The sequence below is a fragment of the Cryobacterium sp. TMT4-31 genome, assembly GCF_004403385.1.
Lineage (GTDB): Bacteria > Actinomycetota > Actinomycetes > Actinomycetales > Microbacteriaceae > Cryobacterium > Cryobacterium zongtaii.
Map to the genome: position 1 here is coordinate 18,582 of NZ_SOGI01000008.1, position 19,220 is coordinate 37,801.

The window sequence follows — 19,220 nt, forward strand, 5'->3', positions numbered from 1 at the left end:
GCTGCTAATCAATAGTTAGTGAGTCGGTCAGTAAGGAAGCGCAGCCAGTGAAACAAGACGTCAGCGAATCGACCTTCGCCCTCGACGAGGAAGAGTGCCGTCGGTTCCAGATCTCGGTGGAGTTGGCGGGCCGCAAGTGGAGCGCCGCGATACTGATGGCCGGCGCCCGGGGCGCTCGCCGCTTCTCCGAGTACCGTGCCCTCGTCGAAGGCATCTCAGACCGGGTGCTCGCCGCCCGGCTCAAGGAGCTCGAGCAGGAGGGCCTGATCGAGCGTGACGTGCAGCCCACGACGCCGGTGTCGATCAGCTACAGCCTGACGACGTCCGGCCGGCAGCTGATCTCGCTGCTGCATCCGCTGGTCACCTGGAGCCGCACCCGCCAGGGCACGGACACGCCCTAGCCGCCTCGCTGCCGCAACTATTTTGCGCGGCGCACCAACGCGGCCGTCGACCAGAGTGCCCAGGCGATCAGCAGCGGCTGTCCGAAGAGGCGACCGATCCGCTTGGCGTCGGTGTCCAGCCCGAAGGCATCCTTGTGATGCACGGCCTGGGCGATGTTGCCGGGGAAGATCGCGGTGAAGAAGGCGGCGGCCAGCAGCCCGACCTTGCCGCGCAGGCCGGCCGGGGCGAACAGCAGCGCGCTGCCGAGCGAGATCTCGGCCACTCCCGAGAGCAGCACCGTGGTGTCCTCGGGGAGCGGCACGAACTCCGGCACCTGTGCCCGAAAGTCGTCCCGCGCAAAGGTGAGGTGGCTGGTGCCGGCCAGGACCAGGATCGCGCCGAGCGCGATCCTGCCGGCGGTACGGCCGGTGGATGCGGGTGTGCTGGTCATGCGTGCTCCTTGTCGATACGTCATGGCCCGGTTCCGGGCTAGCGAATCCCGGCGATCCGCTCCAGGCCGGCGCGCAGGATGAGTTCTTCGGGGTCGGCGAGCAGGTGGTGGTTGAGGTAGAGCCCTTCCAGCCACTCGAGCACCTCTGCCTCGGGCAGGCCCACAGCGTCCCAGTCCACCCGGGGGCGGGCCGAGACGGCCGGCTGGCCGCTGGCCGGGTCGGTCCAGGCGGTGGCCAGGGGCAGGTCGGGCTCCTCGTGCTGCGCGTTCCAGAGCAGCGCGATCGGGTGGTTGGGCCCGTCGATGTGGTCGTGGCCCACGTGGCCGGCGCCCAGCCAGGGCAGCATCATCTGTTCGCCCTCGAGTTCGAGGTCGACGACCTCCAGCTGTGTCGGTTCGGGCGGGCTGGTGGCGTAGACGGTGAGGCCCAGCGCGCTCCACTCGGCAGCTTCGGCGGCATCCATGGTCAGTTCCTCGAGCAGCTCGCTGACGTGACGCACGAACGGGCCGGCCCAGGCCAGCAGCTGCGCGGTATCGGCAGCCGGCCACGGGCTGATGTCGCTGTCGACGCCGTCGACGTTGTGGAAGTGGTGCGCAATGCCCCGTTCCGACACGTCGAAGTGCAGCTCGCCCTCCTCGAAGCCGATGTAGATCGCGGCCCCGTCCTCGAGCCACTGCGCATCCAGCACCGGCAGGGCGAATCGCGTCGGCAGAGGGGGCGCCACCAGGGGCAGAACGCCGAGGTTGAGCACCGCGCAGAACTGCGTGTTGGGCAGGCGAAGGCTGGGGTCTGACACCGGTCTCATCTCCGTGGATCGTGGCGGGCGGGTGCCCATATCCAAGTATGGGGCAGGCTGCCGACTCCGGGCGATGCCCTCACGGCTGAGCCGGCGAGGTGCCGGCGCGCAACACCGCCTGCACAGGCTCGTGGTCGGAGGCCGCCAGGCCGTTGAACCGCACCGCGTTGATGCCGGTGCGCAGCACGGTCACAGCGGGCCCGGCCAGGATGAAGTCGATGCGCTTGCCGCCGGGTGTCGGTCGTTTGTAGTGGCCGAAGGTGCCCCACTGCGGGGTGAGCCGATCGGCCGCCGCGAGCCAGGCGTCGCGCAGGGTGCCATCGAGGGTCAGCCGCCGGTGCAGCGCCGAGTCCGCGTCGGCGTTGAAGTCGCCGGTCACCACGATCGCGGCGGCCGGCTCCGCACTCTGTGCCGCGCGCACCAGCCCCAACAGGGCGTCGGCGGCGCGCAGCCGGGAGCGCCAGGAGTGGTGGTCCAGGTGGGTGTTGAACGCGAGCACCCGCCCATTGGTGGCGAGATCGGTGAACTCGGCCGACACCAGCACCCTGCGCACCCGATTGCCCCAGGACCGGGAGCCGGGCACGTCCGGCGTGTCGGACAGCGCGCTTTGGGTCCAGTCCGTGAGCTCGAGGCGACGGGAATCGTAGAAGATGGTGCAGCGTTCGTCTCCTCCGTCGGCGTTTCGCCCCCGACCGACGCCGCGGTAATGCGGCCCGAGGGCGCCGGCCAGCCATTCCACCTGGTCTGCCAGAGCCTCCTGCACGCCGAGCAGCGTGGGCTGCTCGGCGACCAGGATGCGCCGCACGAGCGGCTTGCGGCTCTCCCAGCGGTCAGGATTGCCGGGCAACAGATGGGCGAACCGCCGGCGGATGTTGAAGGTCATGACGTGCAGCTCGGGTGCGGCCACCGGGCCGATCAGTGCAACATCCGTCATCAGGCCAGCGTACGTCGTGCCCGACCCGCCAGTGCCGCGACCTGCGGCCCCGCACCTTCAACCCACAGTCTCTAACGCGCAGCCTCTACCCCGTGATCTCGACCTTCCCGGCCCCGCCCACCACGGTGCGGTCCCCAAGCGGCTGGGTCGGCCGGGCGTTGTGGTTATGCGCGCCCGCGAGCGTGCCGATCTGCTCCGCCGACATCGAAATCGGTGTACCCATCACCACCCACTGCACGTCCTCGGTGCACGGCGGGGTGGTCAGGCTGCCCGAGTACTCGTAGTTCTCCAGCGACGCCGGCAGCACGGCGGCGAGATCCAGCGTCACCTCCTCGTCGTCGGCCAGGTGGCTGGCCGCCTCGATGAACGGCGTCAACGCGTCGGATGCCGCCCCCTCGGTCACCAGGACCCCGAGCACCAGCAGGTTTCCGTCCGCATCCGCATGCACCAGGTGCAGCTCGGCCGCGGCGGGCTGTCCCGCCACGGTGTGCTCCGACGGCACATGCGCGTGCAGTTGCTGCAGGCTGTAGTCATCGTCGGCGAACGTGAGCGTCTCGCCCTGCCCGTCGGTCTCGATCTCCACGGCATGGCCGCTGTCGAAGACGTCCCCCTCCGCTTCTTCGGCGCTCAGCTCGATGCTGGTGCTCGGTGCCGGAACGGCCGCCGGCAGGTCGATCGGGGACTGATCCGTGCCGGCCTCGCAGGCCTGGAAAGCGTCGTCCAAGCCGGCCCAGGATTCCGGGCCACTGTCTCCGTCGTACGACCAGTGGGCCGGCTCGGCCACTGGCCTCTCGGTTGGCGCAGTCTCGGCCGGAGCGGCCTGTGCGCAGCCGATAAGGGTGGCGGCGGCCACCGTGAGAGCTGAAGCGGTGAGCCAGGATCGTGCGGACATGGGAACTCCTCGTACTGCGTAGAGAACGCCACACCGAACATGTGGCGTGGCCGCTCTCCTGCGAGAGCCGCCTTCCCGAATCATCCTCTCGACCCGCACCCCTGCTGCCGCCGGCGTAGGGCCTTCCGACCTACCGCGCCGGGTTCCTTCCTCGTCGTTGCACCAGGTATGGCCCACCGCGCCCCCTATAGCGGGCGCAATGGGCCATACGAGGTGCAGTGAGCGCGCTGCTCGGGCTTTCGCCGCCGTGATCTACACCAAGGCGAACTACACCGCGGCGAGCTCGGCGCGGGTGGGCGGGTCGGCCCCGGGGCGGGACACCGTGACGGCGGCCGCCGCGGCGCTTCGCCGCATGATGCTCTCCAGCACCCCCAGCGGCACGTCGCGGAGCGCCTGGCGACGGTCGGCCCCGATCAGGTCCGCGTCGATCAGCCCGTCGATGAGAGCGCCCATGAAGGTGTCGCCAGCACCGACGGTGTCGACCACCGTCACCCGGGGCGCCGACGTCCACACCCGTCCCTGAGCGGTGAGCGCGAACGCGCCCTGCCCGCCCTGGGTGACCACCACCACGGCGGGCCCGGCGGCCAGCCAGGAGGCGGCAGCGTCGGCGAGTTCGCGGTCGGGGTGCAGCCAGAGCAGGTCTTCGTCGCTGACCTTCACGACGTCGGCGAGGCGCACAAGCTGCTCCACCCGCGACCGGGCGGCCGCGGCATCGTCGATCAGGGCCGGACGGATGTTCGGATCGAACGTGATGGTCGCCGTCGCGCGGCGGGCCTCCACCAGGTGCGCCACGTCGGACGCGCCCGGCTCGAGCACCGTGGCGATCGACCCGATGTGCAGCACATCGGCCGGGCCCGCCAGCGCCACATCCACGGCCCAGGCCAGGTCGAACTCGTAGGTGGCCGCCCCCGCGTCATCGAGCAGTGCCGTCGCGGTGGAGGTGTGCGCCCCTGTCGCGCTCCCCGCAGACACCTGTACCCCCGAGTCCTCGAGCCAGGTCCGCACCGCGTGGCCGCGGTCGTCCTCGCCCAGGCTGGTGAGCAGCTGCGGATGCCGGCCCAGCCGCCCCAGCGTCAGCGCCACGTTGGCGGGGCTGCCGCCGGGCGCCTCGTCCCGGGAGCCGTCGGCCCGTTGCACCAGGTCGATCAGTGCCTCGCCGACCACCAGCACTCGGCGCTCGGCCCGGTAGGTGCCGGTTACCGCACCGCCGCTCACAGCACCGCGGCGGCGAAGGCCGGCGCCTCGGCCGAGTCCAGCGCCGGCCGGTGCACAAGCCCCCGCACCGGATCGGCCGTGACCGGGATCGGGTCGCTGAGGGTGCCGACGAACTCGCCGTCGACGATGTTGATGAAGCCGAGCAGCGCCCAGCCGCCGTCGGCATCCCGCAGCAGTCGGGCGGCGTAGAGGTCGGTGCGGTCGAACAGCACCGAGCCGGTGAAGTCCACCTGCTCCAGCCGCGCATCCACAGCCACGCTGTAGACGCCGCCCACTTCGCCGGCCGCCTGGCGCTCGGGCGAGAGCTCGGAGACACCGCAGCAGAACAGCAGGATCGGCACCCCGTCGACGATCTCGAACTGGAACACCTCGAGCTGGCCGAAGCCCTGGCCGGGCTGGCTGAGCGGCGGCTGTACCGTCCAATGGAGCAGGTCGGAGCTGGTGGCGTGGCCGAGCACGCCGCGCACCCGCGGGTCGCCGGATGCGGCACGGGCGGTGATCAGCATCTGCCAGGTGCTCTCGCCGGGGAAGCGGAACACCCACGGGTCGCGCCAGGCCTGGTCGTGCCAGACCGACAGGTCGAGCGTCTCGTAGAACGCCGGGTCGGCCTCCACGAGCGGCTCGGTCGACACCTTGGTCCAGGTGAGCAGATCGGGGGAGGTGGCCGCGCCGACGCGCTGCACCATGGTGTCTTCGGTGCGGGAGGTGCCGGTGTAGAACATCCACCAGAGGCCGTCGTCGGCCTGCACCACGGAGCCGGTCCAGGTGGTGGCGTCGTCGAACGCGGGAGCATCCGAGATGATCAGGGCGTCCTCAACGACGGTCCAGTTGGTGAGGTCGGTGCTGACGGCGTGGCCCACGATGGGGTGCCGGTGCCGGCGTTCGGGGTCTCCCAGGGCCTTGCTGGCGTGCAGATAGTAGGCGTGCGTGACACCGTCGACCTGAACGTACCAGGAGTCCCAGATCCACTTATCGGGCAGTTGGAGCGACATGAAAACCGGCCTAACCTTTCACACCGCTGGACGCGATGCTGTTGACGAATGAGCGTTGGAAAGCGATGAACAGGGCCACCACGGGCAGCGTGATCAGCGTGGAGTACGCCATCACCTCGCCCCAGGAGACGTTGAGCTGGAAGAAGTACTGCACGCCCACCATCACCGGGCGCAGCTCCTCGGTTTGCACCACCATCAGCGGCCAGAGGTAGGAGTTCCAGGCGGGCAGGAAGGTGAGGATGGCGACGGTGGCGATTGCGGGGCCGGAGAGCGGCATCACCACCTGCCGGTAGATGCGGAACCAGCCGGCGCCGTCCATGCGGGCGGCCTCGTCGAGTTCCTTGGGGATCGATTCGAAGTACTGGTGGAACAGGTAGATCGAGAAGGCGTTGGCCACGAACGGGATGATCTGCACCTGGTAGGTGTCGATCCAGCCCTTGCTGAACATGAAGCCCAGCTCGGTCAGCTCGAACGAGGGCAGCTGGTTCACCCACCACACCAGCGGCAGCGCGAGGGTCTCGAACGGCACGATCAGGGTGGCGATGATCAGGGTGAGGATGACGGTCTTGCCGCGTACCCGCATCCGGCTCAGCGCGAATGCGGCCAGGCTGTTCACCAGGATGCCTGCGACCACGGTGATCGCCGAGATGCCGATCGAGTTGACCAGGAACCGGGCGGCGGGCACCCGGTCGAAGACGGCGGCGTAATTGTCCATCGAGATGTTGCCGATGGGCAGGAACGCGGCGATCGACGAGAGGTCGCCGAAGATCTGCTGGTCGGGCTTCAGCGACGAGACGAACATGAACAGGATCGGGAAGAGGAACAAGACGGCCAGCCCGATCCGGAGGATCCAACCGCCGAGGCCGATCACGCGCTTCTTGCGGGCCGTCTTTTGGCCGAGCACCACGTGCGGGGCGGATGCCGGCGCCACGTCTGCGATGGCCGCTGGCGCTGTAGAGATGTGGGGAATCGCCATGATCAGGCCTTCTCTCTGCTGAGGAAGCGCTGCACGACGGAGATCAGCAGCACGATGACGAAGAACACGAGGGAGATCGCCGAGGCGTAGCCGGTCTCCTGCTGGGCGAAGCCGGATTCGACGGCTTCGTAGACCACCGTGGTGGTGGAGTTGAGCGGGCCGCCCTGGGTCATCACGCTGATCTGGGTGAACAGGCTCAGCGCCTGGATGGTGATGGTCACCAGGATCAGGCTGCGGGTGGCGGACAGGCCCGGCCAGGTGATGTACCTGAATCGCTGCCAGGGTGAGACGCCGTCGAGGTCGGCCGCTTCGTAGAGGTCGGCGGGGATGGTCTGCAGCCCGGAGAGCCAGATGATCATGTGGAAGCCGACGCCTTGCCAAACCGACATCAGGATGATCGCCGGCATCGAGGTGGTGGTGTCGTTGAGCCAGTCGGGCCCGGTGACCAGTCCCACCGTGACCCGGTCGATGATCACGTTGATCAGGCCGTCCTGGCGGTACATGAACAGCCAGAGCAGCGACACGACGACCATCGAGGTGACCACCGGCAGGAAGTACACCGTGCGGAAGAACGTGGTGCCGCGCACCTTCTTGTTCACCAGGATCGCCATCACCAGGGCGAGGCCGGCCTGCAGCGGAACGACGACCAGGGCGAAGTAGCCGACGTTGATCAGCGCCCGGAAGAACGCGGCATCCGCGAACAGCCGGACGAAGTTGTCGAGGCCCACGAAGGTGGCCGGGTAGGGCGAGATGAGCCGGGCGTTGGTGAAGGCGAGCCCGAACGCGAGGATCGCGGGGACGAAGATGAACAGGGCCAGCAGCAGCACCGCGGGCGCGAGCATGGCCAGTCCGGCGCGGTTTTCGGTCTTGCTGGTGCGGTCCCGTTTAGGCCGGCTGGGCCGGGCCGGGCGGCCGGCGGCGGGGGCCGCCGGGGGTCGTTCGATCGTGCTGGTCATGAGAGTCTCCCTGAGCGAGAGCGGGGGCGCAGCGTGGCTGCGCCCCCGCGGTCGACTACTTCTGCGTGTAACCGCCGTTGGACTTGATGTTGGCGTCGATGGCCGTGACCGCCGCGTCGAGGGTCTCTTGCGGGTCGCCGCCGTTGATGATGTCCTGGGTGGCCTTGGTGAACTCCGTCGCGATGAACGGGTACGCCGGGGTCTCGGGGCGGAGCACCGCGCTCTTCGCGGAGAACTCACGGAAGATGGCGAGGTTGCCGCCCTCCTCGAAGCCGGGCACCAGGGCGGCGGCGGCATCCGTGGCGGGGATGGTGGCGGTGGCCACCGCGACCGCGGCGATGTTCTCGGGGGAGAGCGAGTAGGAGAGGTAGTCCATGGCCGCCTCGGTGTCGGCGCAACCGGTGGTCACACCCCACTGCCAGGAGCCGCCGCCGATCTTGGTGCCTTCGCCGAGGTCGACGGAGGGCATCACGGCCAGGTCGTCGCCGACAGCGGCGGCGTTGTTGGCGGCCGCCCAGCTGCCGCCGTACTGGATGGCGGTGACGTTGTTCTGGAAGTCCAGGGCGGAGTCGGCGCCGCTCTTGGTAGCGATGTAGCCGTCGGTGGCGAGGGACTGGATCCACTCGGCCCACTCGAGGGCTTCGGGGCCGTTGAGCACGCCCTCGGCCGACTGGTACTCGTCACGTTCGATGAGGTCGCCGCCGAAGGACTGCAGCAGCGGGGAGAACGCGTAGGGGTACCACTCGCCCACATCGCCGGTGCCGATGTCGAGCGGGTTGGTCCAGGTGCCGGTGGCCTTGAGCTTCTCCAGAGCGTCACCGAACTCGGCCTGGGTCCACGGCTGGTCGATGGTGGCCTGGCGGATGCCGTTCTCGGCGAGCACCGACTTGCGGGCGAACATCGCCAGCGCCACGTCGTAGTAGCCCACCGAGTAGGTCTCGCCGTTCCAGATGCCCAGGGTGCTGGGCAGGTTCTCGTCCAGATCCACGCTCAGGTCCAGCGGTGTGAGGTACTTGGCCCAGGCCCAGTTGGGCACGTTGGGGCCGTCGATGTCGACGATGCAGGGCAGCTTGCCGGATGCCGCGGCCGCGATGACCGAGTCGTTGTAGGAGGCCTGCGGGAACGCCTGCAGCTTCACCGTGGTCTTGTCCTGGCTCTCGTTGTAGCCGTCGACGATGGCCTGCACGGCGGCGAGCTCTTCAACGTTGCCGCCGTTGTGGGTCCAGACGGTCAGTTCGCCGTTGTTGCCATCGGAGCCGCCGCCAGCGGCGCCGCTGGCGCAGCCGGCCATCGTGGCAACGAGACTCGTGGCGACTAAACTCGCTACGATCAGGCGCTTCTTTGCGTGTCGCATCTTCATTCCTTCTTATCGGTTGGGTTGGGGGTGTTTCGGCGGAGGCGCCGATCGTCGCGGCCGTTCCAGCGGTCGCGAAGTAGAGGAGGTCGGCTCGTCGCCGCGTTATCGCGGGGGCGGGCCGACTGACTGCCGCTGAACCAGTGGGCAGTGCATGCGAATCTGCTGCGGTGCCGACTCGGCGTCGCCGGCGAGCTCGGCCGCGAGCCGTTCGATGGCCCAGCGGCCCATCTCGTAGTGGGGCAGCGCGATGGAGGTCAGTCCGGGCAGCAGCGCGTCGGCCAGGACCTCGAAGTTGTCGATGCTCACGATGCTCAGGTCGTCTGGGATCGCCAGGCCGGCCAGCTGTGCCGCCTGGTACGCGCCCATGGCGATGCGGTCGTTGAAGCAGAACAGCGCGGTGGGCCGGTCGGGCTGGGTGAGCATCCGGCTGGCGGCGTCGCGGCCCGGTGCGGTCATCGACTCGCTCACGGTGACGAGGGACTCGTCGAAGGCAATGCCGTGTTCGGTCAGGGCGGCGCGGTACCCGGCCAGGCGTCCGCGGGTGGCGGGGATGTCGTCGACGTTGCCCAGGTAGCCGATGCGGCGGTGCCCGGCCTCGATGAGGTGCTCCATGGCCGTGTGGGCGGCGCCCTCCTCGTCGGGCACCACCGAGGACAGGTCGGTGCGGTCGCTGGATGCGTCGAGCAGCACGGTGGGGATGCCGCTCAGTGCCCCCGGCAGCTCCACCGCCTGGTGGTACATGCGGGCGTAGATGATGCCGTCGACCCGGTGCTGCAGCAGCGCTTCGATGCCGAGGTCTTCGACCTTGTAGTTGCGGTTGGAGTTGACGACCATGAGCACCTGGTCGTTGGCCGCGGCGGCCTCCTGCGCGCCGAGCAGCACGTTGCCGGCGTACGGTGTGGTGGAGATCTCGTCGCTGACGAAGCCGATGATCTGTGAGCGCTTGCTGCGGAGGCCGCTGGCAAGCCGGTTGGGTGCGTAGTTGAGGCCCTCGGCCACCGACTTCACGCGTTCCCGGGTGGCGTCGCTGAGCTGTCCGCCGCCGCTGAGCGAGTGCGACACGGTCGTCACAGAGACGCCGGCCGCGGCCGCGACCTCTCGAATTCCCACACGCTTGCTCATCATTGAACCCATTCCCAAAAACGTTTTTGTTGATGTGGGTGAGAGCTTACATAAACGTTTTTGTGGATGTCAAGAGCTTCTCTTGTCTCTTCCGCGGAGGCGATGCTCTTAGCTGCGGCCTCGCCGGGTGGCGCAGTGTGGACATTCGAGTGTGGTGTGGGTGGGGTCCCGACAGGCGATATCGCGACCATCCATCACGTGGACGCATGGGGAATGCGCCTGCTGACTCGCTCTGCAGGGCCTTCAAATCAGCGGCCGGGGTGATCCCTGGGGACTGCTGCCTCAAGTTGGGCAACAGGAGTTGACAATCGACAACCTCGTACGCACAATGGATGTACACAGGAGGCAACAATGAATGCCAAGACTCCCACGCGCCCATCTAAGAACCAAAGAATAAACGTTCGCGCCACGGACAGACAAGAACAGCTGATCCGACGCGCAGCAGAAGTCACTGATCGAACAGTAACCGACTTCGTTTTGGAAATCGCAAGCCAAGAGGCGGAGCGAATCCTTGCCGATCGCAGGTGGTTCGTCGCGACTGACGCGCAGTGGGACGAATTTGAGCGGCTACTCGACGTCCCCATTCCTAAGGACAGTAAGCTCGAAAGACTTTCTCGCCGACCAACTCCATTTGCCGAGTGACTCCGAAACCCTCTGTTCCGAGGAAGCTCGCACGATCCGATGTACGTGAGTCATTCACTTCTGGGGCTGATGAGCTTGACGTATGGTTACGACGCTATGCGCACCAAAATCAGAAGGCCAATAGCGCGGTAACCTATGTCTCGTGCATCGATGGTGTCGTCGTTGGCTACTATGCGATAACCGTCGCTGCGATCTCTCGGGAAGAAGTTCCGGGCGGATTGCAGAAAAGCGCACCCCAGCAGATTCCATGTATTCTCATCGCGCGTCTCGCGGTTGATTCGAGCTACTCGGGTCAGGGCATAGGAGCGGCACTGCTGGAAGATGCCCTGCGGCGGTCGCTTCAGATCAGCGAAAGCGTGGGGGCAATGGCTGTGCTAATTCACGCCAGAGACAGCGACGCCCGATCGTTTTACGAGCATCACGTGGATTGCTATCCGTCGCCCGTGGACGACCTTCAGCTCGTTATCCCGATGAAACAAATCGCCTCGGTCTATGCCGCCGAAGCGACGGCCTGAGATTCAAATGGCGACGGTGCGTGCGGCGGATATCCACTCAGTCACAGCGTAATAACGCAATTCAGGGGCTTGATCTCGCATCAGCGATTCGGGCGCCCAAAGCCAACCTGAGCGGGTGTCGTCCTCAGTAACCTGCAACGCCTCCAAGAGCATGAGACATTCGGTGCGCTTTCCTTGAGCCAAGAGGCATGATGCGTGGTTGATGCTGTTTATCAATGGATTTAGACGTTCCAGCTCCGTGTCAGTTAGCAACTCCGCAGCGTGAAACGGGTCGGTCGCGACCAAGAGAAATGCAAAAGCATTCCGGATGTGCGGGTCAGTGGGAAACTTTTTTGAGGACTCACGTGCGAGACTTTGAGCCTGTACGAGGTCGTTCGCTCGCGCGAGATGAACGATCTGCTCGAGGACCTCCAAGATGTCGATGCCCGCAAAGGAACGTCTTCCGGCTTCGACGCTTGCCGCCGAGTTACGAGTCACGAGCTCCGCGATTAGGGCGTCCGATTCGACTTCGCGCTCCCCTAAAATTGCTGGATTAATGCCCGCGCCAGCCGCCACAGCAATTGGTTGTGATATGTAACTTAATTCCCAGGAAATGCTGGACGGCGACCACTCAGTCAGGTAGGTGTGCGCGAAGCGCTCGAATATCCAAACAGTCGCCTCGCGTCCCCCTCGGACTATGCAATCCTGCGGTCGCACGTCTGACCTGAACACATCAGCTATGTTCCAGGCAATCAGGTGGGAGACGGCGGTGTCGTCCATCCAAGACGTGACAACTTGGTTGAGCGTGCCAGTGCGCGCCGCAGCCAGGACTTCTTCGAGGGCCAGCTTGAATCTGTCGCCCTCCAGATCGGCTAGGGCTGCATCAAACAATCGCAACCAGTCCTGCATCCCAGGTGGCAGGTTAGACGGGTCGACCGCACCCGTGCTCGCCGCATGCCAGGCAGTGGCCACGTCGAAACAGATGCGGCGCCTTAGTGCGGACGACAGGCACGTCCTCAGAAGCGCGTCAGCGGGGAAGCCTCGTTCGGCAAGCCGGGCGAGTGCGCCTGTCAGCCAAATTGTCCGCCGAAATGCGTCCGGTGCCCAAGGCGACGATAAGAAGAGCTCCTTTGCGCATCTCATGAGTGCCGCAGTTGACCACCTTGCGCTCGGCTCAGTCTGCTCAACACTCAAATACTGGCTGAACGCATCGAAGCTGCTCCCTGGTGCTGCCGGTGCTGAAGCGGACAACTTGTCGCAGCGTTCTGGATCGCCACACTCTATGTGGCCTGAGTCGCCGCAACTTTTCGCCAACAAGGAAATCACCTTGTGATCGCGCTGGTCCGGCCGACTCATTGATGTCCCCCCCCTGATCCCAAATGGCCCTGAGACACACTTGAACTCTATTCCCAGTCGCCTTGGCTATCGCGTAAAGCGCAGATGTGTCCCGCAGGTCTTTGGTGTCGGGTGCCCCAAAGCGATCGACGAGCAGGCAGTCCGCCGAAGAAGTTGAGTCCTTCACCACTCAGCGGGACGTGGCCCGAACTCGGTCGGCCTTCTGGACGGCGCGATGAGCGGCTTGGCATGCGATTCAGATACCGCATTGGGTCACCAGTCGGGGCAGCCCCGTGGAGGCGGCGACCGCGGCGATGGACGGGTCGGTGGTGTCCAGGAGTTCGCGGGCTCGGACCATCCGGAGCTGGGTTTGGTATTGCAGGGCGGGGTAGCCGATGCGGCTCTTGAAGAGGGCGGCGAAGTGGGAGCCGCTCAGGCGCGACATGGCGGCGACCGCGGCGACACTCACGTGGTCGTCGATGTGGGCGCGCAGGTATTCGGCGGCCCGGTCGATGGTGGCGTAGTGGCCGTCGCCGGTGGAGCGGTCGGAGGCGAGCAGGGCCATCAGGTGCCAGGCGGCGCCGGCGGCGGCGAGCAGGCTGGCGGTGGTGGTGTCGCGCTCCATCGGCTGCAGGACCTCGGCGATCAGCGCCCACCCGGTACACGTCGGACGGCGTGCGGATCGGGGCGCCCGGGGTCATGCCGGCGGCGGTGAGAAACTCGGGCAGGTCGCGGCCGGGCCGTCGTGACGATCTGCGGTGCTTTGGTGGACGCGTCGCCAACGCGATATTTGGTGTGTTCTCGCACCGCACGCCGGGAGGATGGGGACGCCGCAGCCCCCGGCTTCTGGGGGCCCAGGCGAAGGAAAAACCCTCGTACAATGATTCGCTATGGGGGATTCGTCGTTTGAAGAAGAGCTGCGTGCTGCGCTGAGCGAGCAGGCGTGGTCCGCCGCAATCGACTCAGTCGAGACGCACTGGGTAGCTCTCACACAGACGAATCAGGCCCTCCTCTTGGAAGTGATTAATGCGCTCCCGGCCGAGGTTCTTGCCGATAACCCGCGGCTCGTTGCGGCGAAGACCTACGTGAATTACCTGCCGGTGAGCGGCGATCGCCGCCCGCTTCGGTTCCAGCATCGGGTAGCACCCGTTCCCCGTGGCCTGCTCGACATCCTCGTCGACCTCACGAGCCGGAGCGTGTCCGCACGGTTCCAGGGCAACATGGCCGAAGCGGTGGCTTTGGTGCGCGAGGCGCACGGGATGATCGCCGACGTCTCCGACGAAGCGATCGCATCCATCCGACCGGTGCTCCCTGACATTCGGCTGCAATGGGCGATCACTCTCGAACTGGGAGGCGAGCTGATCGATGCGAACCGTGCCTACGAACGCACCTTCGATGAAGCGTTGACCTTCGACAACGAGCGGATCGTCACGGAGGCGGCGGGTTCGTTGGCGCTCAACTACGCGCTCTCCGGCAACCGAGGTGTCGCTGAACAGTGGTTGAGCCGCCAGCCGGGAGCCGGGCGTGAGACTCAAGATGGTCCAGCGGAAGCGACGGCCGTTGACACTGTATTGACGGCGGGCGCACTCGCGCGCGCCCTTCTGGCCGTAAATGATCTGCGTTTCGAAGATGCGCAAGAGGCACTGGATGCCGCGCCATCGGCCGACATCGACCGGGAGTCTTGGGCGTTCAGGCTCTTTGTCGAATCCGCATTGGCCAGAGCCTCCGGTCAAACTCAGCAGCAGCTCGCCCGCGTCGGCGCGACACTGTCAACTCAGCCAGAGCGCCTGCGTTCGAGCGGCCTGAACGGGTGGCTGTCCACGATGGCGGTCGCTGAGTTGCAATTGGCGCTTGGCGATGTCGGCTCGGCGACTCAGACGATCGCGCAACTCGACGGTGTCACCCTTCCCGCCGCGGTCGATCCGGTGCGCCTCGTTCGTGCGTGGGCTGCTCTCCGGCGGGGAGACGCCCGGGGGGCTCTCGTGCTCGCAACTCCGGGACTGTCCCAGACTCTGATCAGTCCTCGCGTCACCGTCGAACTGTTGGTGCTCGTCGCCGCGGCGAAGCTCGAGCTCGGCCAGATCGAGGAGGCACGGGGGCACTTCGCGGCGGCAATCGACCTCGTGGCCTCTGAGAAACTCGGCATCGTGCTGCTGCGCCTGACCGCTTCCGAACAAGCGACACTGCTTTCCAATCACCGGGCGGCGCTCGAACCGCGCATGCTCCGCGAACTCCACGCTCGTACAAGCGCGGTAACCGCACCCCCGACCGTGCAACTCAGCGAACGCGAACGAGTCGTGTTCCGCCACCTTGTGCAACGGCGAAGCGTCGCGGCGATCGCTGCCGCGGAGCACCTGTCACCCAACACGATCAAGTCCCAATTGAAGTCGATCTATCGAAAACTCGAAGTGAACGACCGAGACGGTGCCATTCGAGTCGCTACGTCGGCACCTCACCTGCTCGCCTGACCACAAACCGTCAACCGCGCCGAAGAAGGCAAGCGCAGCCAAGCCGAATCTCTCGGTTTTGGGCATCGACAGCGCCATGATTCCGAGCTCAGCCGCTGGGGCGACGAGTCGATGAAGGCCACCCCGCCCGGTTCGCAATGGCCGCTTTGCCGCCTGTCGGCACCTGTTCTGGCCTGGGATGCGATAATTGCCGCCTCATCAGCCAGATTGCAGATTCCTGTCCCCCAAGGGGAGGGTGTCCGGCCGCGACGCGCGCCACAGATCGCCTGCCGGGAAAAGGGTGAAGTGGCGGGTGAAATTCGCAGAATCCGAGCTGGTGCGGGCGTGGGAGAGGCGAGCATTGGGCGGCAGTAACCCAGCTGCCGGGCATGGCCGTTCTCCGTATGTGCTGTGCCATCCGATCGACCATGGAGACCCGATCACGTGAGACGACTACGTCCTGATTCATCCGCACGACACAGAAATACGCGACATGTCGCGCGCGGGGCGGTGGCGGCAACCCTCGCCTCGGTGCTGGCGATCAGCGGTGCCTCGGCAGCATTCGCAGTACAGTCCGCAGTGCCTGCGGCCCCGAACCCGGCCATGGCGGCACAGTGCGAAGTGGATTTCGCCATCAGCCTGGACCTGTCCAACTCGGTAACCGACCCGCAGCTTCAGCAGGCACGAGAAGAGCTCGCCGAGCTCGCGAACGCGCTCGAGGGCTACCCGGTTCGCTTTGCGGTCAGCAACTTCGCGTCGAACGCGCCGGCCACCAACGGTGGAGCCAACGCGCCGCTGCCGCTGACGTCGGTGGCCGACGCCGCCGGCGTCGACGCGATCGTGTCGTACGTCAACGGCCTGCAGCGTCCGGTTCCCGCCCAGGGCGGCACGAACTGGGACCGCGGTCTCGCAGCCATTGCCGGGTCGACCGAGAACTACGACGCGCTCTTCTTCCTCACCGACGGCAATCCCACCCAGTATGCCGACCCCGTCCAGGGCCCGGGAAACAGCACCAATCAGGCGACCATCGACGCTGCTGTCAGCAGCGCAAACGTGGTCAAGGGCGAGGGCACCCGGATCGTTCCAATCGGTGTGAACGACAACATCGCGGGCGGTCAGCTGGCGATGTTCCGTGAGCACATTACTCAGATCTCCGGACCGGCCGAGGGCGACGACTACCACCTTGCCGGATTCGCTGCGCTGGCGAGCACTCTCATCGGCATCGTGAACACGAACTGTGCGTCGATCGATCTGGAGAAGACCGGAACCCTCGCGGACGGCGCGACCGGAACGGCCGGCGACATCGTGGACTATGAGTTCACCGTCACCAATACGGGGACCGTTGCCCTCACCGACGTCACGCTCGCCGACCCGAAGCCGGGCCTGTCTTCCATCGAGTTCGGTATCTGGCCCGGCGCTCCGGGTGTTCTTGAGCCGACACAATCGGTGACCGCGACCGCGAATTACACCCTTACAGAAGCCGATGTCACGGCGGGAGAAGTGTCGAATACTGCGACGACCTCGGGCATCCCACCGGCCGGAACGGCCGTGACCGATGAGGCTCCGGCCCTCGTCACTTTGCCTGAACTCACTCCGGGAATCTCCCTGGAGAAGACTGGTGTGCTGGCTGGCGACACGATCGCCTACTCGTTCACCGCGACGAACACCGGCAACGTGACGTTGACTGCGGTGTCGATCGTCGACGAGCTCGAGGGCGTGTCGGAGATTTCTTACGGCGCGTGGCCGGCCGCGTCGGGTGTTCTTGCCCCTGGCCAGTCGGTGACCGCAACTGCTTCGTATGCGATCACTCAGGCCGACCGTGATGCGGGCACCGTGGCCAACACCGCCACCACCACGGGAACGCCGCCGAGCGGTCCGCCCGTTTCTGACGAGGACGACTTCGACCAGCCTCTGGCTGGTGCACCTGCGCTGAATCTGGTGAAGACCGGTGTGCTCGCTGGCGACACGATCGCCTACTCGTTCACTGCGACGAATACCGGCAATGTGACGTTGTCGGCGGTGACAATTGCGGATGAGCTCGATGGACTCTCGGAGATCTCGTATGGCACGTGGCCGGCCGCGACGGGCGTTCTTGCCCCGGGCCAGTCGGTGACCGCAACTGCTTCATACCTGGTGACCCAAGCCGACCGTGATGCGGGCACCGTGGACAACACCGCGACGACGACGGGAACGCCGCCGAGCGGTCCGCCGGTTTCTGATGAGGACGACTTCGACCAGCCTCTGGACGGCACACCTGCGCTGAATCTGGTGAAGACCGGTGTGCTGGATGGAAACACGATCGCCTACTCGTTCACCGCGACGAACACCGGCAGCGTGACGCTGTCCTCGGTGACAATTGCTGATGAGCTCGAGGGACTCTCGGAGATCTCGTATGGCAAGTGGCCGGCCGCGACGGGTGTTCTTGCCCCGGGCCAGTCGGTGACCGCAACTGCTTCGTATGCGATCACCCAGGCTGACCGTGATGCGGGCACCGTGGACAACACCGCGACGACGACGGGAACGCCGCCGAGCGGTCCGCCGGTTTCTGATGAGGACGACTTCGACCAGCCTCTGGACGGCACACCTGCGCTGAATCTGGTGAAGACCGGTGTGCTGGATGGAAACACGATCGCCTACTCGTTCACCGCGACGAACACCGGCAGCGTGACGCTGTCCTCGGTGACAATTGCTGATGAGCTCGAGGGACTCTCGGAGATCTCGTATGGCAAGTGGCCGGCCGCGACGGGTGTTCTTGCCCCGGGCCAGTCGGTGACCGCAACTGCTTCGTATGCGATCACCCAGGCTGACCGTGATGCGGGCACCGTGGACAACACCGCGACGACGACGGGAACGCCGCCGAGCGGTCCGCCGGTTTCTGATGAGGACGACTTCGACCAGCCTCTGGACGGCACACCTGCGCTGAATCTGGTGAAGACCGGTGTGCTGGATGGAAACACGATCGCCTACTCGTTCACCGCGACGAACACCGGCAACGTGACGCTGACGGCGGTGTCGATCGCTGACGAGCTCAAGGGCCTGTCGGAGCTTCAGTACGGTGAGTGGCCGGCCGCGACGGGCGTACTCGCCCCGGGCCAGTCGGTTACCGCAACGGCGACGTATGCGGTGATTCAGGCGGATCGTGATGCCGGCACCGTGCACAACACGGCGACGACCACGGGAACCCCGCCCGGTGGCGGCATCGTCACCGACGAGGACGAGTTCGACCAGCCCCTCGGCGGGACTCCGTCGGTGTCTCTGGTCAAGACCGGTGTGCTGAGTGGAAACACGATTGCCTACACGTTCGTCGCGACGAACTCGGGCACCGTCACCCTGACCTCGGTATCCATCGAGGACGCCCTCGACGGGCTGTCGGATGTGTCGTACGGCGCCTGGCCGGCTGGCGCCGGTGTGCTTGCACCAGGGCAGTCGGTGACGGCCACGGCCAGCTACACCCTGACGCAGGCAGACCTTGACGCCGGCCTCGTGTCCAACACGGCCACTGTGACGGGAACGCCGCCGCATGGGCCGGTGGTCTCCGACAAGGACACGTTCGAGCTGCCGCTCGTCGACGGCCCGGCGATCTCGTTGGTGAAGACCGGTGTGGTTCACGGTGACACGATCACCTTCACCTTCGTCGTGACGAATACGGGCAACGTGTCGCTGACATCCGTCTCGATCGCTGATGAACTGCGCGGCCTGTCGGCGATCACATACGGTGCGTGGCCGAACGCCCAGGGTGAGCTTGCTCCGGGTGCGTCCGTGACGGCGACCGCTACCTACGCCGTTACGGATGCGGACAAGTCGGCGGGCTTCGTGAGCAACAAGGCGAGCGTCACCGCGACGCCTCCCACGGGGCCGGAGATCACCGACCGTGACGACGTGAGAGTGACCCTGAAGTCGGTGGGTGCACTCGCGCACACCGGGGTGGACTCAGACCTTCTGCGCGGGGCTGCACTCTTCAGCCTGTTGACCATACTTGTCGGTGCCGCCGCCATGTTCATGGTGCGTCGCAAGCACACCTAATCTGACGACACAGAAGCGCCCCCGCAGCCAGCTCCCCAACTGGCTGCGGGGGCGCCTCCGCGTGTGCTGCGGATGTGAGCGACGTGCGATCACCGAGTGCGAGCCGGCGCCATGACTGAAGGCGTGACCCTCTGCGTATACCTAAGTGCTGGAACCGAATCGACCGTAGATCGACGCCTCCGACACTGTGAGGGTGGCGATCGTGA

At 66.2% G+C, this 19,220-nt stretch carries 17 protein-coding genes; 5 read left to right on the forward strand and 12 right to left on the reverse strand.

The genetic code is table 11. The features are described 5' to 3' along the window. The first annotated feature begins 47 nt into the window (after nucleotides 1–47). Nucleotides 48–401, forward strand: coding sequence for a helix-turn-helix domain-containing protein (locus tag E3T19_RS01250; protein ID WP_241979905.1), 354 nt, complete (start codon nucleotides 48–50; stop codon nucleotides 399–401). Nucleotides 402–418: 17 nt separating this feature from the next. On the opposite strand, the gene E3T19_RS01255 is transcribed toward E3T19_RS01250, so the two are convergent. The 10 genes from E3T19_RS01255 to E3T19_RS01300 all read right to left on the reverse strand — a co-directional run bounded on the left by E3T19_RS01255 (nucleotide 419) and on the right by E3T19_RS01300 (nucleotide 10,061). Further along, a complete protein-coding gene (locus E3T19_RS01255) occupies nucleotides 419–832 on the reverse strand; it encodes a MauE/DoxX family redox-associated membrane protein (protein ID WP_134407878.1) in 414 nt (137 codons plus the stop codon). A gap of 38 nt (nucleotides 833–870) precedes the next feature. After that, nucleotides 871–1,629, reverse strand: a complete 759-nt coding sequence (locus tag E3T19_RS01260; protein WP_133163774.1) for a hypothetical protein — start codon at nucleotides 1,627–1,629, stop codon at nucleotides 871–873. Between the two features lie 79 nt (nucleotides 1,630–1,708). Then, the gene (locus E3T19_RS01265; RefSeq protein WP_134407879.1) at nucleotides 1,709–2,563 is read right to left on the reverse strand and encodes an endonuclease/exonuclease/phosphatase family protein; all 855 of its coding nucleotides are present in this window, start codon (nucleotides 2,561–2,563) and stop codon (nucleotides 1,709–1,711) included. An 85-nt stretch (nucleotides 2,564–2,648) separates the two neighbouring features. Next, nucleotides 2,649–3,455 (reverse strand): carbonic anhydrase, encoded by an 807-nt coding sequence (locus E3T19_RS01270; RefSeq protein WP_166788759.1) that lies wholly within the window; start codon nucleotides 3,453–3,455, stop codon nucleotides 2,649–2,651. A gap of 267 nt (nucleotides 3,456–3,722) precedes the next feature. Next, nucleotides 3,723–4,670 (reverse strand): carbohydrate kinase, encoded by a 948-nt coding sequence (locus E3T19_RS01275; protein ID WP_241979907.1) that lies wholly within the window; start codon nucleotides 4,668–4,670, stop codon nucleotides 3,723–3,725. Next, nucleotides 4,667–5,662, reverse strand: coding sequence for a glycosyl hydrolase family 32 (locus tag E3T19_RS01280; RefSeq protein ID WP_134407881.1), 996 nt, complete (start codon nucleotides 5,660–5,662; stop codon nucleotides 4,667–4,669). The genes E3T19_RS01275 and E3T19_RS01280 overlap by 4 nt, the downstream gene beginning before the upstream one ends. Before the next feature lie 10 nt (nucleotides 5,663–5,672). Then, nucleotides 5,673–6,464, reverse strand: a complete 792-nt coding sequence (locus tag E3T19_RS01285; protein WP_241979923.1) for a carbohydrate ABC transporter permease — start codon at nucleotides 6,462–6,464, stop codon at nucleotides 5,673–5,675. Between the two features lie 176 nt (nucleotides 6,465–6,640). Beyond that, nucleotides 6,641–7,594: a carbohydrate ABC transporter permease gene (locus E3T19_RS01290; RefSeq protein ID WP_134407883.1), complete on the reverse strand. Its 954-nt coding sequence runs from the start codon at nucleotides 7,592–7,594 to the stop codon at nucleotides 6,641–6,643. Nucleotides 7,595–7,649: 55 nt separating this feature from the next. Next, nucleotides 7,650–8,948, reverse strand: coding sequence for an extracellular solute-binding protein (locus E3T19_RS01295; protein ID WP_370294233.1), 1,299 nt, complete (start codon nucleotides 8,946–8,948; stop codon nucleotides 7,650–7,652). A gap of 105 nt (nucleotides 8,949–9,053) precedes the next feature. Then, nucleotides 9,054–10,061 carry a LacI family DNA-binding transcriptional regulator gene (locus E3T19_RS01300; RefSeq protein ID WP_241979909.1) on the reverse strand — a complete coding sequence of 336 codons (1,008 nt, stop codon included), beginning with the start codon at nucleotides 10,059–10,061 and terminating at the stop codon, nucleotides 9,054–9,056. Nucleotides 10,062–10,424: 363 nt separating this feature from the next. Between E3T19_RS01300 and E3T19_RS01305 the strand changes: the two genes are divergently transcribed. Then, the gene (locus E3T19_RS01305) at nucleotides 10,425–10,715 is read left to right on the forward strand and encodes a DUF1778 domain-containing protein (RefSeq protein ID WP_134407886.1); all 291 of its coding nucleotides are present in this window, start codon (nucleotides 10,425–10,427) and stop codon (nucleotides 10,713–10,715) included. Next, nucleotides 10,712–11,230 carry a GNAT family N-acetyltransferase gene (locus E3T19_RS01310; protein WP_134407887.1) on the forward strand — a complete coding sequence of 173 codons (519 nt, stop codon included), beginning with the start codon at nucleotides 10,712–10,714 and terminating at the stop codon, nucleotides 11,228–11,230. Before E3T19_RS01305 ends, E3T19_RS01310 begins: the two co-directional genes overlap by 4 nt. Before the next feature lie 3 nt (nucleotides 11,231–11,233). Here the strand turns inward: E3T19_RS01310 and E3T19_RS01315 are convergent, their stop codons facing one another. After that, nucleotides 11,234–12,118, reverse strand: coding sequence for a hypothetical protein (locus E3T19_RS01315; protein ID WP_134407888.1), 885 nt, complete (start codon nucleotides 12,116–12,118; stop codon nucleotides 11,234–11,236). 682 nt (nucleotides 12,119–12,800) lie between these two features. After that, the gene (locus E3T19_RS19535; protein ID WP_134407889.1) at nucleotides 12,801–13,169 is read right to left on the reverse strand and encodes a helix-turn-helix domain-containing protein; all 369 of its coding nucleotides are present in this window, start codon (nucleotides 13,167–13,169) and stop codon (nucleotides 12,801–12,803) included. Between the two features lie 265 nt (nucleotides 13,170–13,434). Here E3T19_RS19535 and E3T19_RS01325 point away from each other — a divergent pair, with 265 nt between their 5' ends. Then, nucleotides 13,435–15,012, forward strand: coding sequence for a LuxR C-terminal-related transcriptional regulator (locus tag E3T19_RS01325; protein ID WP_134407890.1), 1,578 nt, complete (start codon nucleotides 13,435–13,437; stop codon nucleotides 15,010–15,012). 600 nt (nucleotides 15,013–15,612) lie between these two features. Next, the gene (locus E3T19_RS01330; protein ID WP_166788760.1) at nucleotides 15,613–19,014 is read left to right on the forward strand and encodes a DUF11 domain-containing protein; all 3,402 of its coding nucleotides are present in this window, start codon (nucleotides 15,613–15,615) and stop codon (nucleotides 19,012–19,014) included. The last annotated feature ends 206 nt before the right edge of the window (nucleotides 19,015–19,220 follow it).

What these genes read in the sequence shown, in the direction of transcription:
- E3T19_RS01255 (WP_134407878.1), bottom strand. Translation starts at nt 832, where the DNA reads ATGACCAGCACACCCGCATCCACCGGCCGTACCGCCGGCAGGATCGCG.
- E3T19_RS01265 (WP_134407879.1), bottom strand. Translation starts at nt 2,563, where the DNA reads ATGACGGATGTTGCACTGATCGGCCCGGTGGCCGCACCCGAGCTGCAC.
- E3T19_RS01270 (WP_166788759.1), bottom strand. Translation starts at nt 3,455, where the DNA reads ATGTCCGCACGATCCTGGCTCACCGCTTCAGCTCTCACGGTGGCCGCC.
- E3T19_RS01280 (WP_134407881.1), bottom strand. Translation starts at nt 5,662, where the DNA reads ATGTCGCTCCAACTGCCCGATAAGTGGATCTGGGACTCCTGGTACGTT.
- E3T19_RS01285 (WP_241979923.1), bottom strand. Translation starts at nt 6,464, where the DNA reads ATGTTCGTCTCGTCGCTGAAGCCCGACCAGCAGATCTTCGGCGACCTC.
- E3T19_RS01290 (WP_134407883.1), bottom strand. Translation starts at nt 7,594, where the DNA reads ATGACCAGCACGATCGAACGACCCCCGGCGGCCCCCGCCGCCGGCCGC.
- E3T19_RS01295 (WP_370294233.1), bottom strand. Translation starts at nt 8,948, where the DNA reads ATGCGACACGCAAAGAAGCGCCTGATCGTAGCGAGTTTAGTCGCCACG.
- E3T19_RS01305 (WP_134407886.1), top strand. Translation starts at nt 10,425, where the DNA reads ATGAATGCCAAGACTCCCACGCGCCCATCTAAGAACCAAAGAATAAAC.
- E3T19_RS01315 (WP_134407888.1), bottom strand. Translation starts at nt 12,118, where the DNA reads ATGCAGGACTGGTTGCGATTGTTTGATGCAGCCCTAGCCGATCTGGAG.
- E3T19_RS19535 (WP_134407889.1), bottom strand. Translation starts at nt 13,169, where the DNA reads ATGGAGCGCGACACCACCACCGCCAGCCTGCTCGCCGCCGCCGGCGCC.
- E3T19_RS01325 (WP_134407890.1), top strand. Translation starts at nt 13,435, where the DNA reads ATGGGGGATTCGTCGTTTGAAGAAGAGCTGCGTGCTGCGCTGAGCGAG.